At 45.1% G+C, this 13,933-nt stretch carries 10 protein-coding genes; 2 read left to right on the forward strand and 8 right to left on the reverse strand.

The window, feature by feature from the left end:
- Window positions 1-254 precede the first annotated feature (254 nt).
- Window positions 255-1,496, forward strand: a complete 1,242-nt coding sequence (locus ACFPFU_RS19295) for a 6-bladed beta-propeller (RefSeq protein ID WP_377067142.1) — start codon at window positions 255-257, stop codon at window positions 1,494-1,496.
- Between the two features lie 96 nt (window positions 1,497-1,592).
- Here ACFPFU_RS19295 and ACFPFU_RS19300 read toward each other — a convergent pair whose 3' ends face one another.
- Both ACFPFU_RS19300 and ytxJ read right to left on the reverse strand, forming a co-directional pair.
- Window positions 1,593-4,487: an outer membrane beta-barrel protein gene (locus tag ACFPFU_RS19300; protein WP_377067144.1), complete on the reverse strand. Its 2,895-nt coding sequence runs from the start codon at window positions 4,485-4,487 to the stop codon at window positions 1,593-1,595.
- A gap of 149 nt (window positions 4,488-4,636) precedes the next feature.
- Window positions 4,637-4,972 carry a bacillithiol system redox-active protein YtxJ gene (gene ytxJ, locus ACFPFU_RS19305; protein WP_377067146.1) on the reverse strand — a complete coding sequence of 112 codons (336 nt, stop codon included), beginning with the start codon at window positions 4,970-4,972 and terminating at the stop codon, window positions 4,637-4,639.
- Window positions 4,973-5,162: 190 nt separating this feature from the next.
- Between ytxJ and ACFPFU_RS19310 the strand changes: the two genes are divergently transcribed.
- Complete coding sequence (locus ACFPFU_RS19310; RefSeq protein WP_377067148.1) at window positions 5,163-6,575, forward strand: DUF4403 family protein; 1,413 nt, start codon at window positions 5,163-5,165, stop codon at window positions 6,573-6,575.
- 5 nt (window positions 6,576-6,580) lie between these two features.
- On the opposite strand, the gene ACFPFU_RS19315 is transcribed toward ACFPFU_RS19310, so the two are convergent.
- From ACFPFU_RS19315 to ACFPFU_RS19340, 6 genes are all read right to left on the reverse strand, one after another.
- Window positions 6,581-7,255, reverse strand: coding sequence for a 3'-5' exonuclease (locus tag ACFPFU_RS19315; RefSeq protein WP_377067150.1), 675 nt, complete (start codon window positions 7,253-7,255; stop codon window positions 6,581-6,583).
- Window position 7,256: 1 nt separating this feature from the next.
- Window positions 7,257-9,203 carry a DUF294 nucleotidyltransferase-like domain-containing protein gene (locus ACFPFU_RS19320; RefSeq protein WP_377067152.1) on the reverse strand — a complete coding sequence of 649 codons (1,947 nt, stop codon included), beginning with the start codon at window positions 9,201-9,203 and terminating at the stop codon, window positions 7,257-7,259.
- 97 nt (window positions 9,204-9,300) lie between these two features.
- Window positions 9,301-11,199 (reverse strand): acetate--CoA ligase, encoded by a 1,899-nt coding sequence (gene acs, locus ACFPFU_RS19325; RefSeq protein ID WP_377067154.1) that lies wholly within the window; start codon window positions 11,197-11,199, stop codon window positions 9,301-9,303.
- Between the two features lie 96 nt (window positions 11,200-11,295).
- Window positions 11,296-11,775, reverse strand: coding sequence for a GNAT family N-acetyltransferase (locus ACFPFU_RS19330; protein ID WP_377067156.1), 480 nt, complete (start codon window positions 11,773-11,775; stop codon window positions 11,296-11,298).
- 62 nt (window positions 11,776-11,837) lie between these two features.
- On the reverse strand, window positions 11,838-13,526 hold the full coding sequence (locus ACFPFU_RS19335; RefSeq protein WP_377067158.1) for a sodium:solute symporter family protein: 1,689 nt from the start codon (window positions 13,524-13,526) through the stop codon (window positions 11,838-11,840).
- A 25-nt stretch (window positions 13,527-13,551) separates the two neighbouring features.
- Complete coding sequence (locus tag ACFPFU_RS19340; RefSeq protein ID WP_377067160.1) at window positions 13,552-13,815, reverse strand: DUF4212 domain-containing protein; 264 nt, start codon at window positions 13,813-13,815, stop codon at window positions 13,552-13,554.
- Window positions 13,816-13,933: the final 118 nt, after the last annotated feature.

Genomic DNA, 13,933 nt, shown 5'->3' on the forward strand with positions numbered 1-13,933 from the left:
GAAAAGGAGGTTTAAATCTTTATTTTACTGACGCAACGCTCATTACCAAATCCCTCCTGTAACTCTGGGCTCCTGTGGTATACTTTTTAACCACAAAGGCAAAGGAGGAATAAAAGTCATAAACTTTTACTTTATTCTATCCATCAAGTGGTATCCGTAGAATTTTGGTTAGTATTTTTGTAATTTCATATCAATATCGTTGCGGTATTATGTTACCTAAAGCTCATCGGTTTTCATAATGGCAACCGGCTTTTTTGGACCATCTGGCAGCGGAAAAACCAAATTATAGCAATGATAATAAGATGATTAAAAATAAAACGAATCATTTATTGAATGCCATAATACATAAAACATGGCTTTATGCAGTTCTTATATCGCTATCCTGCAATAGCCAGTTTAAACCTAAGTTGGAACAAGAGGTAGAAGTTATTGAAGCCCAAAAGCGCTCGATCTTGAAATTCAGTTCATTTGTAGAGAGGATTGAATATTTTGTACTTCCTGATGACTTACCAATCAGGTATATCGATAAAGTAATGGCAAATGACGAGCTGTATTTTTTGTGTGATTTTTATTTTTCTATGGGAGTTGTAATTTTGGATAAAAACTTTGAGCACATTGGGACGGTTAAAAATTTTGGAGAAGGTCCAAAAGAATACCCATATATTCGGGATGTTACTATAAATAATGATTTAAACACCATTGATATCCTTTCTTTAACAAAAATATTGAGGTTTGATTTTAACGGCGATTTTTTGGAAGAATTTAGAATTCCTATCCAATTCACAAACTTCCAGCACCTTAAGAAAGATGATTATATGATTTATATACCTTCTTACTTCACTGAGGGTCTGGCAAATGAGGAGTTATCGGGATTTGTCTTGTTCAATTGGGACTCTGGAAAAAACCTGATTACTCCTGTTATACCCCAACATTATAAAAATGGGTTGCCCGCTGTTACGGATAATAATATTCTAAGTAAATGGAACAACGATTGTTTTTTCTCAATGACTTATTCAGATACCATTTACTGCCTTAATGAAGACAATCATATTAAAAGGAAATATGTGTTAGACTTTGGTAAAGGTCAATTTCCCGTGGAGTTGCTTTCAAAATATAATGTACCGGATAAGCAGTATGAAGAAAGAATAAAACCCTATAGTTTTCAACGGGCTAATTTATACGCTAGTGATAAATATATAATAACCACCTATATAGATAAGAATGGTTTTTCTCCTATAATATACAACCGGGATACTAAATTGTCATTATACGGGACAATCAGTGTCAATGATATTGACCACGGAAGCGATAAAATCGTTCCAAAGCTTCTCAAAAACAATGTTCTTTATTCATTTTATGAATCTGATATATTGCTTAGTTACTATGAATACCATATAGAAAAGCTGACGGAGGTGGATAATGAGTTTACAAAATTAGTGAGAGGCTTGGACAAAGAGTCTTCTCCACTCGTGATTACTAAATATTTTCTGAAGTGATTTTTTGAAATAACTACTCACTATTCATTGTCTCTTGCTCAAATGGGCGGAATGATGCCTGTGCCAAATCTCCCGACTTCTATCGGACACCTTATCCTACCAGCTCCTGGCACCTCCTCCCGGACGCCTGTGCGGAGGTCCTCCGGGGCCGAAACGGTCTTGGCTGTCATCATTTTCGGCTTTCTTGAAATTCCCGATGATATAGGTGAAGGAGACCATGGCATAACGGGTCAAAACATTGGTAAACACATCCGTCACGGCCACATCGGACACGGTTCTGGAGATACTGTTGTTTTGCTTCAGCAAGTCGAACACATACAGCTTAAGTTCACCCTTGTTGTTCTTAAGAAACCGGTAGCCTGCCTCCACGTTCCACAGCCACACGGACTGGTCCAATCCTTCAGACAGCCCCCTGTACAGCATGTTATTTACATTGTTGGCGATGAACGTTTTACCGTTGTTCGGAGAATAATAGAACCTGAGGTTGCTGCTCTGTATGTAATAATTGTTGTTCAGGTTGGTTTGCAGGCTGCTTTTCACGATGGTGTAGGTTCCAAAGGTAGACAAGGTGAAATCCACGTCTTTGCTGATATTGCTGGCGAATGTAATGCCCTGGCGGAGATCAATGTTTTCATTGATATTCATCTGGTCATTGATCAGGCCGGGGGTTCTGCCATAGCTGATGCCCGGGTTGAGATTCAGCTTGGTTTTTAACTTGGGAATGTTGGTGCCGTAGTTCAGGAAGAGCCTGGACATCATCTGCCCGTTGAGATTAACGGGCCTCGTGATCTGTCCACCGCTTCTCAGCAGGACCTCATTGTTGATAAGGGTATCCTGCGGCGCTACAAAGGTACTTGTCCCTATAAAGTTGTCTGTGAAGGAAGCAAAGAGGAATAAGAACAAGGTTTTGTTCGTCTCCATATTCACTTTGGACATGTTCACAAAAAAAGTGTTGTTGAAACTCTGTCCCAGATCCGGGTTCCCCACGGATAGGTTCAGCGGGTTGCTGTTATTGATCACATTTTGCAGTTGATTGACAGAAGGTTCGTTGGTATTGGTCCTGTACCTGAACCTGAAGTTTGTCCCTTTCTCCGTCCGGTAATTAAGGATGGCGGTGGGCAATATATTTTTGAAATCCCTGTAGAACGTCCCCTCCGCAGGAAACGTAATTTCATTGTCCAACACAGCATACTGATAATCCAGGCTGAGGTTGGCATTAAAGCCTTTGTAATTATAGCGGTATCCCAAACCGGCCCTTTGGGTAATGAACTTGTTGTCAAATTCGTTGCTCAATGCCGTGTCCAATACCATGATCCCCTGTTCGTTGGCCAGCTGAAAAGTTTTTTGGTCAGCCGCACTTTTGTTATTGCCTATCTGATAACTCAGGGTGGCGATTGATCTTTCTGTAATGGGCTCCGTATAGGTGATGTTGGCCCGGTAGTTAAAGCCATCAGAAAGGGCAAAAGTCTCCTGGACAAGGGTGTCCATAGCATTCCGTACGTAGTCCTGGTTGGATGCGATCAAATCGGTAAGCTGGTCTCTCTTGTTCAAAGAAGTAAAGAGATCCGTAGAAAGCGTCCTTCCCCGCTTTCCGAACATATAGCGGTAAGTAAGGTTATTGGAAATGTTGTACCCTTTGGTTTCGTTGTCCGTGATGGTCCTTGTATCGCTTAAGGAGTCCAACCTTTCATTCATATTCAATCCATCGAGAGCACTATAACGGAAGTTCTTCTGAAAGTTGATGGAAGGGGTGATGATCAAAGCATTTTTCTCGTTGATGTCATACTCAATCCTACCATTCATCCGGTGGTTGTTGTTGGTGATGGTGGATATTTGGTCTTCCTGATAGATTTGTCTCTGGGTTTCGGTCACCACAGTTTCGCGGTTGGTGCTTTCAAAGACATTGTTGTCGGTGGAATTGAAGAAGTAACTTCCGGTAAAATTTATTTTTTCGCCCCACTTGTCACTGTAATTCAGCCCCAGGGAGTTGGTGGTGATGATCCCGTTGTTTTGGGCTACGGCGAAGTTATTGCCACCGCGTCCGCCACCAAAACCACCGCCGCCCATTCCGCCTCTTCTGCCGCCGCCGCCGGCAGCCCCGCTGGTGACACCCAGCAGATCGTCAGAAGAAAAGTTTTGTTGGTTGATGTTGTTAAAGAGCCCGATGATGGATATTCTCTTGTTCCCTTTAAAAAAATTGATGTTTCCTCCCAATGAGTAGCGGTCATCGGTTCCGTATCCTCCATAAACCCTTCCAAAGTGGCTGTTGCGCATATTCCCCCGCGTAATGATGTTGATGGTCTTGGCGTAGTTGCCGTCATCCAATCCCGTCAGCCTGGATTGGTCTGACCTTTGGTCCAGCACCTCCACACTCTCGATCATGTCGGCTGGCAAATTGCGCAAGGCGATGGAGGGATCGCTTCCGAAAAACTCGCGGCCATCGACCAGGACCTTTTGTACCTGTTCGCCCTGGGCTTGGACCTGCCCGTTTTCTATGGTGACCCCCGGCAGTTTTCCGATAAGGTCCTCCGCCATGGCATTTTCCCGGGTTTTAAAGGCGCTGGCGTTAAAGACGGCGGTGTCGCCTTTCATCTCGCCTACCGCAGTCTGGCCTTCGATGACCACCTCTCCCAAAAGCTTGCTGTCTTCACGGAGGGCGATGGTGCCGAGGTCCAAGGGAGTTCCCCTACTGATGTTCTGGATTATTCTTTCGTAGCCGATGTAGGATATTTCCAGCTTAAAAGCCGGCAATCTTGGATAAGCAAGGGAAAAAACCCCTTCCTGATCCGTAACGGTATTACTGACCAACGAATCTTCGGGAGTTTTGATCATCACATTAGCACCTATCAAGGGCTCCTGGGTGGCAGCTTCCACAATCTTGCCGGTGATGGTAGGCACTTGCCGTCCTTGTCCTCCTTCTCCCCTTCTCTGCTGTGCCATGAGACCATGGGCAATACATAAAAATAAAAATATGCAGGTAGAAATTCTCATAAACGCTGGGTTAGTTGCTAGGGTTAGACCACCAACAAGCAACAAGGTTTAATGAGCGAATTCCATAAATTTTAAAAGGCAGAAAAAATGAATAAATGGTGAAAAAAAGGGATTAAAATATTTTAATCCCTTTTTTTCACCAAAGACGGTTATGAAAAGGCCATAATTTCCCTGTAGTTGATGCCCATATGGCTGTTGTCATAAATGGCTTCGCCGTTTTTGATGACAATAACCTGCGGTGAAGCATGGGCTACATTGAACTCGCGCGCGATGGCATCAGAAATCTCCCTATAGGAGATCAGGTCCAGAAAATACGGAGAAATTTTCTCACTGTCCTCCGCATTCCAGCTTCTCTCGATCCGGTTCCAGGCCATGCTGCTGATGGAGCATCTTGTAGAATGTTTAAAAATCAACACCGGCTTTTCTTTGCTTTCTTCACGTATTGTGGACAGTTGCGAAATATTATCCAGTTTTTTCCAACTCATTTAATCAATAATTTTGATGGTTCGTTTCTATTTACTACGGTTAACATAACCGATTCCCCAGGCCTAAAAGTTCATGACACATCTCAAAAAACCTTGTTCAGGTATCGTTATCTTTGAGGCCAGGCTGAAAAAAAATGCTCAGCATTCGCTAAAATTTATCCCAAAATTTATCTTTCGACGTTTAAGGTGTATGTACCAATCACAACCTAAAAAAGCTTTTTTTCTTTTCGGACTTGTGCTGCTGCTGATATCGGGAAGTTGCCGGCGTATCCAGCCTGATAAGATCGGATGGGAAAGTCAACCTCCCTTACCAAAAGCTACTTCCCAGATCAATATTTCCCTGGAAATACCGCTTTCTTACCTTGAACAACAGCTTAACCAAAGCCTGGGCCAACGGCTATATGCGGAACAAGGATTGGAAATTGGCAACGGCCTTTTTGCCGATATTGATATCAATAAGGTCGGATTGCTGAAATTGATTTCGGGACAAGATGATAAACTCAGGCTTTCCATGCCGATCATATTGAAGGGCAACCTGAAATTGGAAAAGAAAATCTTTGGTCAGGTTATTTCTACGGCGGTTCCTTTTACAGAAAACCTGGCCCCTGTCATCAGTTTTCGACCTGTACTAGGAGAAGATTGGAAGATGGAAATCGAAGCACTTGAAATCGAAAGCTGGGGGAAGCCGCTCCAATATGACTTGCTGGGTTATGAAATTGATTTTGAGCCTTTGGTGAAAAAAAGGGTAAAAGGCATCATTGAAAACCAGCTTCAGAAGGAGGCATTGTCCAGATTGGATTTCAAAAATATGGCTCAACAGACCTGGAACGCTTATGGAAAGCCCATTCACATAAAAAATGGCACAACCGACCTGTACCTCCACACTGTTCCGGAAAACATCAAGGTCAACGATATTGTCATCACAGACCAAAAAATGCTGTTTGCCATAGGTCTTGAGGGCGAAGTCCACAGCCAAATTGGGGAAGCACCCAAGACCAAGGCTTCTGTTCTACCCAGTCTGAGCTTACAAAAAGCCGACGGCAATGAGAATTTCATAGACATCACCTTGCCCTTGGCTATTCAATATGGTACCATCGACGACTACCTCAATAAAGAACTGGTAGGGAAAAGCTTCCGGATAGACAGCAAGACCCATCTGGTCCCGCATGCTTTTTCCACGAGCCATTACGGCGAAAGGGCATTGGTAAAAATGGATTTTACCACGGTCCGATCTGAAAAAAAGGACCTGAGCGGGCAAATGCTCCTGGTGGGCAAGCCCGTATATGATCCGGAAATAAATGTCATCAAATTTGAAAATATTGATTTTGAGCTTAACACAAAGAACTTTCTGGCCAATGCGGCCCATAGGCTCCGACAACGCAGAATCCTGAGTGCCATCCAAAAAAATGCGGTGTTTCCCATCGGCAGTTACATGGAAGAAGCCAAACAGGAACTCCATAACCTGGGGGAATGGCAAACCGCCTTTGCAGCGGTGGCCCTGGACAATACGGATTTGAATGTGGAAGGCATTTACACGACGGCGGATGACATCCGGTTGTATCTGAAATCTACCGGGGATATCAGGATCCGGTGGAAACAATAGAGCGGTCAACCCATCAGTTCCCCGTAAGTGCGCACTCCCTTGGTTTCTGCCAGTTTCAGCATTTTTACCAATAGCTGCGCCGTTAAAAAAGCGTCCCCGGCCGCAGTATGCCTGTCATCCAGCGGAATTCCATAACGCAGACAAAGACTGTCCAACGAATATTCCTGTATGGGCACGTTTCTGGGATCATAATATTTGCCCATATCCAGTCTCACCGCGAGGTGGAAAGTGTCCAGTGCCGGGTTCTTTATCTTTCTTAGACCCACCGGTTTGCCGGCCTTTTCCAGCATGGCCAAATCAAACCCGACATGATGCCCCACCAGTATACGGTTGGAAGCATCGGTGATGAAATTCCGAATCAGTTGTTCCTTCGTAACAGTAGGGCGTTCCTTTACAATCCCGTGGACTTTGATAGCCTCCCTGCTGTATTTCTTTGGAGGGAGAAAATATTCCCTGGCAGAATTCACCATAATATGGTATCCCTTTATCAATACAGCACCATAAGAAATAAGATAATCACTTCTCAAGTCCAAGCCGGTAGTTTCCGTATCCAATACCAAAAACTCCAGTTCAAAAATCCGCTTCTCCTTGGGTATCCTTCTCTCCTGTTGTTTTTCGTATTGTTTGACAAATTCCGGCGGGGGAAACTTGTACCAGTTGAAAATATCCTTCCATGCCATATCAATCGCCAAAATAATCCAACTGAAATCTGACTCTAATGATTTTCTGAATCTCTTCTATCGGAAAAAAAGCGTTCTTCAGAAGCTGGCGGTGTAGCTTTCCCAAAGAATCCGGCCTGATGTACCTTCCCGAAGACTGTGTAGCCAGACCTTCAATCGCCCGTATCCGCATGAAAATTTCATAAGCTTTTCCAGCTTCTTTGAATAAATCTTCGTACTTGGGTTCCAGTGATGCCAATTTTTCGAATCTTTTAAAAGTATTGTTGATGCCTACAATGCGGTGGCTCAATATCAGAACCCTGGCTGCATCCGCTAAGGGCATCATGGCCCTGAGCTTGATGTCGAATTTTTCAGCATGTTCGCCGGATTTCTCTACCAAAAAGTTTCTGAAAAATCCCAGTGGAGGAGGGTTGAGTAAGGCGTTTTTAGCAAAAAAATGAAGGAAAAGCCTTTCCTTTTCTATTTCCCGGTAAATGTGCTGGCTGATTTCTTCGGCCAGTATTTTCTTTCCAGCTACCGGCCTGAAGTCAAAAAACACCGTGGCCATCATCAGGGATTCCTGATCAGGTTCCCGGATCCAACTGCTGAAATACTTTTTCCAAACCGAAAGCGGTTGGCACCATTTGGGATTGTTGGCCATCATTTCAGCCGGACAGGAATGAAATCCACAAGCAAAAAGGATGTCCATCACATCTCTGGCGATAAGGTGCATGTAGGCCGTTGCTTCTTCCCTGAGCTCTTCGGGTACGTCCTCATAAACCATCGCGTTGTCCAAATCTGTTCTCAAAAGCTGCTCCCCCCTTCCTTCGCTGCCCAGCCCCAAAAAACAAAACGCCAGATTTTTTACACGGGGGTATGTGGGCCCATGCCTGTCCTTGGCTATGGCCACTGCCCTATTGATGATCGCATCATTGATTTCTGTAATCACATCTGAAACAAATTCAATGGCCACCTCATTTTCCAGATAATGCTGAAGGAGGATTTCTGACTGGTTTCTTATCCGGGCAATTTCATGGATATCACTGCTGTTTAAAAGCGTGTTGATGATGACCGCCGGACTGTTTCCCTGAGACAGCAATATATCATGATTCGACACGATACCTGCCAGTGGGGATGCCGATGTTCCGTCCTCTGTGCATATCAGATGGTGGAGCCGGTTTTTAATCATGATGAGGTAGGCCTCGGCAAAAGCGGTGTCTTTCCTGACCGTGACCACTGGATGGCTCATGATGGCCTCCACATGGGTTGAATAGGGTTTGTTCAAAGCAATCAGCCGGTTTCGAAGGTCTCTGTCTGTGATGATCCCCTCAGGGTATCCTTCATGGTTGATGACAACGATGGACCCCACACCCTTTTCACTCATTTTCTTTACCGCGCTGGCCACAGTATCTCCGGTCTTGCAGGTGAGCACCGGATAGGAATAATTGATTTTGGTCTGCCCTGGGAGAAGCATCAGTTTATTTTCCCTCTCATTGGCAGTGAAAAGGGAACGTGCTTTTTGAGAGTGGGAAAGGTCTGTCCGTACCACCACCTGTCCCGATGCAAAGCCTGCAGCGAAGTAAAGGCTGACCTGATTGTTTTCATGAATGATCCTGTCAAAGATGCCGACAGGAATAGCGTAAACCAAACTGTTTTCGGCTGCCTGAGCTGTTAAGATGTAAGGCCGTTTTCCCAAAAGGGCCAAAACGCCAAATACATCCCCTTCATCACAAAACTCCACAGCCATCTCTTGCCCGTCCCTGTTCTCGGTAAGGTTGATGGCTCCCTCCCTGACGACGAAAAAATAATTTTTAGCGGGCTCGCCTTTTTGAAAAAGGAATTCCCCCTTCTCAAAATAAATGAGTTCGACCTCTTTGGCTACCTGTTCCAGTAAATCTGGGGACAGAAAGCTAAAAGGAGGGTACTTTTTGAGAAACTCCATTACCCTATTGACAATAACATTGGCCATAACTTGGGATTAACGGCATGTGATAATGGGCGGGAATAAAGGGGGACGGCTTGCAATTATTGATCCCCAAGCCGTCCCCATCAAGGGCAGGGGTTGTTTATTCTACCCTTCCATTGATGATTTTATCCACCACTTCAGGATCCAATAGCGTGGATGTGTCGCCCATATTGTCCAGACTACCTTCTGCTACCTTTCTGAGTATCCTCCTCATGATTTTTCCGGACCGTGTTTTTGGAAGGCCGGGGACGATCTGGATCTTGTCCGGCTTGGCGATAGGACCAATGATCTTGTTGACCGTATCCTTGATTTCGTTGACCAGGTTCTGTTCTGTCCTGTTTTTCATATCACAGATGACATAGGCATAAATCCCCTGTCCTTTGACCTGGTGAGGATAGCCTACAACGGCCGACTCTATTACCAAAGGATGTTCGTTGATGGCATTTTCCACTTCTGCGGTACCCATCCTGTGACCGGATACATTGATCACGTCATCTACCCTGCCGAGAATCCTATAGTAGCCGTCATGGTCCCGTTTCACCCCGTCGCCGGTAAAGTACATCCCTTTATAGGCGGCGAAGTAGGTCTGTTTACATCGTTCGTGATCACCGTAGGTTGTTCTGAGCATACCCGGCCAAGGGAATTTTATACACAGGTTGCCTTCCACCGAATTTCCAATAAGTTCCTTCCCGTCAGGATCCATGATGGCCAATTGAATGCCTGGCAAGGGAAGTGTCGCATAGGCCGGTTTGGTAGGGGTGATGCCCGCCAGGGGAGACACCATAATGCCCCCGGTTTCTGTCTGCCACCAGGTATCTACAATAGGGCACCGTGTTTTGCCCACATGGGTATGGTACCAATGCCAGGCTTCTTCATTGATAGGCTCTCCCACTGAACCCAACGTTTTGAGTGAATCCAGGTTATAAGGCTCGATAGGATCTGTGCCATATGCCTGCAGGGCCCGGATGGCAGTCGGCGCTGTATAAAACTGGTTGACTTTGTATTTATCCACAATCGCCCAAAACCTTCCTGCATCAGGATAGGTAGGTATTCCCTCAAACATGATGGAAGTGGCTCCCGCCAGCAGCGGTCCGTAGACAATGTAAGAATGGCCGGTGACCCAACCTATATCAGCTGTACACCAGTACACATCCCCCGGCGAATACTGGAATACATTTTCAAATGTGTATTTGGTATAAACCATATACCCCCCACAGGTGTGGACCACCCCTTTTGGTTTGCCTGTTGAACCTGATGTATAGAGGATATACAGCATATCTTCACTATCCGTTTCCACAGCAGTGTGGGTATCTTCGACACCTTCTGACAATTCGTGCCACCAATGATCCCTTCCGGGTTCCATGCTGACTTCCTCCTGGGTCCGTTGATACACAATCACCGTTTCCACCGATGAAGTGCTTTTTAAAGCCTCATCCACTACCCTTTTCACCGGAATGGTTTTCGATCCCCGGAAATTACCATCTGAAGTCAAAACAACCTTGGCCTTACTGTCATCGATCCGGTCTGCGAGGGCGTTACTGGAAAAACCGGCAAAGACCACAGAATGAACAGCCCCGATACGTGCGCAGGCAAGCATGGCTATGGCTGCTTCGGGAACCATGGGCATGTAAATGATGACCTTGTCTCCCTTTTTCACATCCTTTTTCTCCAATACATTTGAAAATCTACATACTTCGTGATAGAGCTGTCTGTAAGTTAAGGTTCTGCCTTCTTCTTCGGGGTCGTTGGGTTCCCAAATGATAGCCGGCTTATCTCCTAAAGTATAAAGATGCCGTTCTAAAATATTTTCTGTTATGTTCAGTTTGGCGTTCAAAAACCATTTTACATTCGGCCCTTCAAAATCCCATTCCAAAACTTTATCCCAACGTTTTTTCCAATGAAAGGAGTCCGCTATCCGCGCCCAAAATTTTTCGGGCTCTGTGACGCTTTTTTGGTATTCGTGAAAATAACCGCTGAGGGTATGAATCCTATCACTCATAATACGATCTATTTTAGGTTTTTATCTTATTTATAAAATTAAATGAATTCTGAGATAAACCCGGTTATTTTATGCAGATTGTACAAGCCCGGTTTACTATCTTATTTTCTTTTTTAAGACCAACATATGTTTCAACTGAATACCATTTTCAAAAATCGGTTCGGGGTAATTGTCTATGTAGAAATTTTTTTTTATGTCAAACACCTCAAAACCGGCTTTTTGATAGATATACAATTGTTTAATTGATGCATCCCCTGTCCCGATAATGATCGACCCAAAGCCTTTTTCCTTTGCTTTGATTTCAGCATCCCTCAACAGTAATTTGCCTATACTCAGGTTCTGATGTCTTTTCTCCACAGCAATATTTTTGATTTCTATTTCGTCGCTGCCCGTTACCTGGAGCACGTAAATTGCTATAATTTCATTTTGTGCCTCATATACATATACATCCGAATCGTAAATATAGCGGTTTATAGCCGCTTCGGTCTCATCTGCAAGGAGCAGCAAATCATAAGGTATGGCCTCGCCCGGGTAGAGGCGTCTGACTTTTCCGTTTATATTAGATGGTGTATCCAAGCCCATTGTTTTTCGCGGTTTGGGTTAGATGGGGTTTATCAGCACCGGGCCCTAGCGTCAGCTTAATGATGATGGGCAGTGCCTGCTCCCCGGGGAATCCTGATTTCCTGTATCATGTCCTGTACTTTCTGCGGGGGCGGAGGTGTCATTTTGGATACCGCATAACATACCCCAAAGTTAAGAAGCATGCCCAGTGTGCCAATGCCTTCTGGGGAAATCCCTAACCACCAGTGGTCCACGTGATTATATTCCGGGCTTATAAATTTGAAATAGATAATATAAGCCATGGTGAAAACAAGCCCGCTGATCATCCCCGCGATGGCACCTTCCTTATTCATCCGGGTAGAGAAAATACCCATGATGATTACCGGAAAGAAAGAGGCGGCAGCCAGCCCAAAAGCAAACGCCACCACTTCCGCCACAAACCCAGGCGGATTGATACCAAAATAACCTGCAATGATCACTGCCGTCGCCGCCGCTATTCTGGCTATGATAAGTTCCATCTTTTCCGTCATGCCCGGCACAAAAGTTCTGAAAAGATCCCGGGATACGGCTGTGGAAATGACCAATAGGAGTCCGGCGGCTGTAGAAAGGGCTGCTGCCATCCCCCCGGCTGCTACCAAACCCACCACCCAGTTGGGCAGCCGGGCAATCTCCGGGGCAGCCAATACCATGATGTCTTTGTCGATATGCAGTTCATTGGTGTCTGTATAGGGGGTATACTGCACATACCCGTCTCCATCTATGTCATCAATGGCAATAAGATTCGTTTTCTTCCAGTTTTCCACCCACTGAGGCAACTGATCGACAGGCTGTCCTGCCACCGTATGGATAGCATTGTATATTCCAAAAGCGGCCACCGCCGGAGCAGTAGTGTACAGGATGGCGATAAACACCAGCGCAAACCCCGCCGACAACCTGGCGTCTTTGACTCTTGGAACGGTAAAGAACCTGACTATCACATGGGGAAGCCCGGCCGTACCTACCATCAGCGCCAGGGTAATGGCGAAGATATCGATCATGGGTTTTCTCCCTGATGTATACTCGTGAAATCCCAAATCTCCTAATATTCCATCCAGTTTATCCAAAAGGTGGTGGCCTCCGCCTTCCACGGTTCCCCCTAGTCCCAATTGGGGGACAGGGTTGCCGGTGAGTTGAATGGAAACAAAGATCGCAGGTACCATAAAGGCGAAAATCAACACGCAGTACTGGGCCACTTGGGTATAAGTGATGCCCTTCATCCCTCCCAATACGGCATAAAAGAAAACAATGGCCATTCCTATAATTACCCCGGTATTGATATCCACTTCCAGATAGCGTGAAAAGACAATGCCCACACCGCGCATTTGTCCGGCTACATAGGTAAAGGAAATAAACAAAGCGCAAAAAACAGCCACTACCCGGGCCTTATTGCTATAATACCTGTCGCCTACGAAATCGGGGACGGTGAATTTTCCGAACTTTCTAAGATAAGGGGCCAGCAACAAGGCGAGTAAAACATAGCCTCCGGTCCAGCCCATGAGATAAACAGAACCGTCGTATCCCGAAAAGGCGATGATGCCGGCCATTGAAATGAAAGAAGCCGCCGACATCCAGTCTGCCGCGGTGGCCATCCCATTTGCCAAGGGAGATACCCCCCCTCCGGCAGTATAAAATTCCTTGGTGGAAGCTGCCCGGGTATAAATCGCGATACCGATATAGATGGCAAAAGAGAGTCCTACCAGAATATAAGTCCAGGTTAATATATCCATGTTTTTGTTTTAAAGTGGTTTTGGGTTACTTTTCATTGACATCAAACTCCTCGTCAAGCTGGTTCATCCGGTACACATAAACAAAAATCAAGATCACAAAAGTAAAGATGGATCCTTGCTGGGCAAACCAGAAACCGAGTTTAAATCCTCCCAACTTGATGCTGTTGAGCGGTTCGGCCAATAAAATGCCAAAGCCAAAGGACACGACAAACCAGATGGATAAAAGGATCAAAACGGTCTTTATGTTTTTTCTCCAGTAATCTTTCATGCGTTGCTTTTGTTGCTCCATAGAATAGGTTGATATAGTCTGGAAATTCTGTTGTATTCAAGATCACTTTTCTTTCCCGGTGAGCTTACCGTATTTACCGGTCGTTTTACCCATCAGGCTAAAAGAACCTGAAAATATT

This window comes from Negadavirga shengliensis (assembly GCF_042652345.1).
Taxonomy (GTDB): Bacteria; Bacteroidota; Bacteroidia; order Cytophagales; family Cyclobacteriaceae; genus Negadavirga; species Negadavirga shengliensis.

What these genes read in the sequence shown, in the direction of transcription:
- ACFPFU_RS19300 (WP_377067144.1), bottom strand. Translation starts at nt 4,487, where the DNA reads ATGAGAATTTCTACCTGCATATTTTTATTTTTATGTATTGCCCATGGT.
- ytxJ (WP_377067146.1), bottom strand. Translation starts at nt 4,972, where the DNA reads ATGAGTTGGAAAAAACTGGATAATATTTCGCAACTGTCCACAATACGT.
- ACFPFU_RS19310 (WP_377067148.1), top strand. Translation starts at nt 5,163, where the DNA reads ATGTACCAATCACAACCTAAAAAAGCTTTTTTTCTTTTCGGACTTGTG.
- ACFPFU_RS19315 (WP_377067150.1), bottom strand. Translation starts at nt 7,255, where the DNA reads ATGGCATGGAAGGATATTTTCAACTGGTACAAGTTTCCCCCGCCGGAA.
- ACFPFU_RS19320 (WP_377067152.1), bottom strand. Translation starts at nt 9,203, where the DNA reads ATGGCCAATGTTATTGTCAATAGGGTAATGGAGTTTCTCAAAAAGTAC.
- acs (WP_377067154.1), bottom strand. Translation starts at nt 11,199, where the DNA reads ATGAGTGATAGGATTCATACCCTCAGCGGTTATTTTCACGAATACCAA.
- ACFPFU_RS19335 (WP_377067158.1), bottom strand. Translation starts at nt 13,526, where the DNA reads ATGGATATATTAACCTGGACTTATATTCTGGTAGGACTCTCTTTTGCC.
- ACFPFU_RS19340 (WP_377067160.1), bottom strand. Translation starts at nt 13,815, where the DNA reads ATGGAGCAACAAAAGCAACGCATGAAAGATTACTGGAGAAAAAACATA.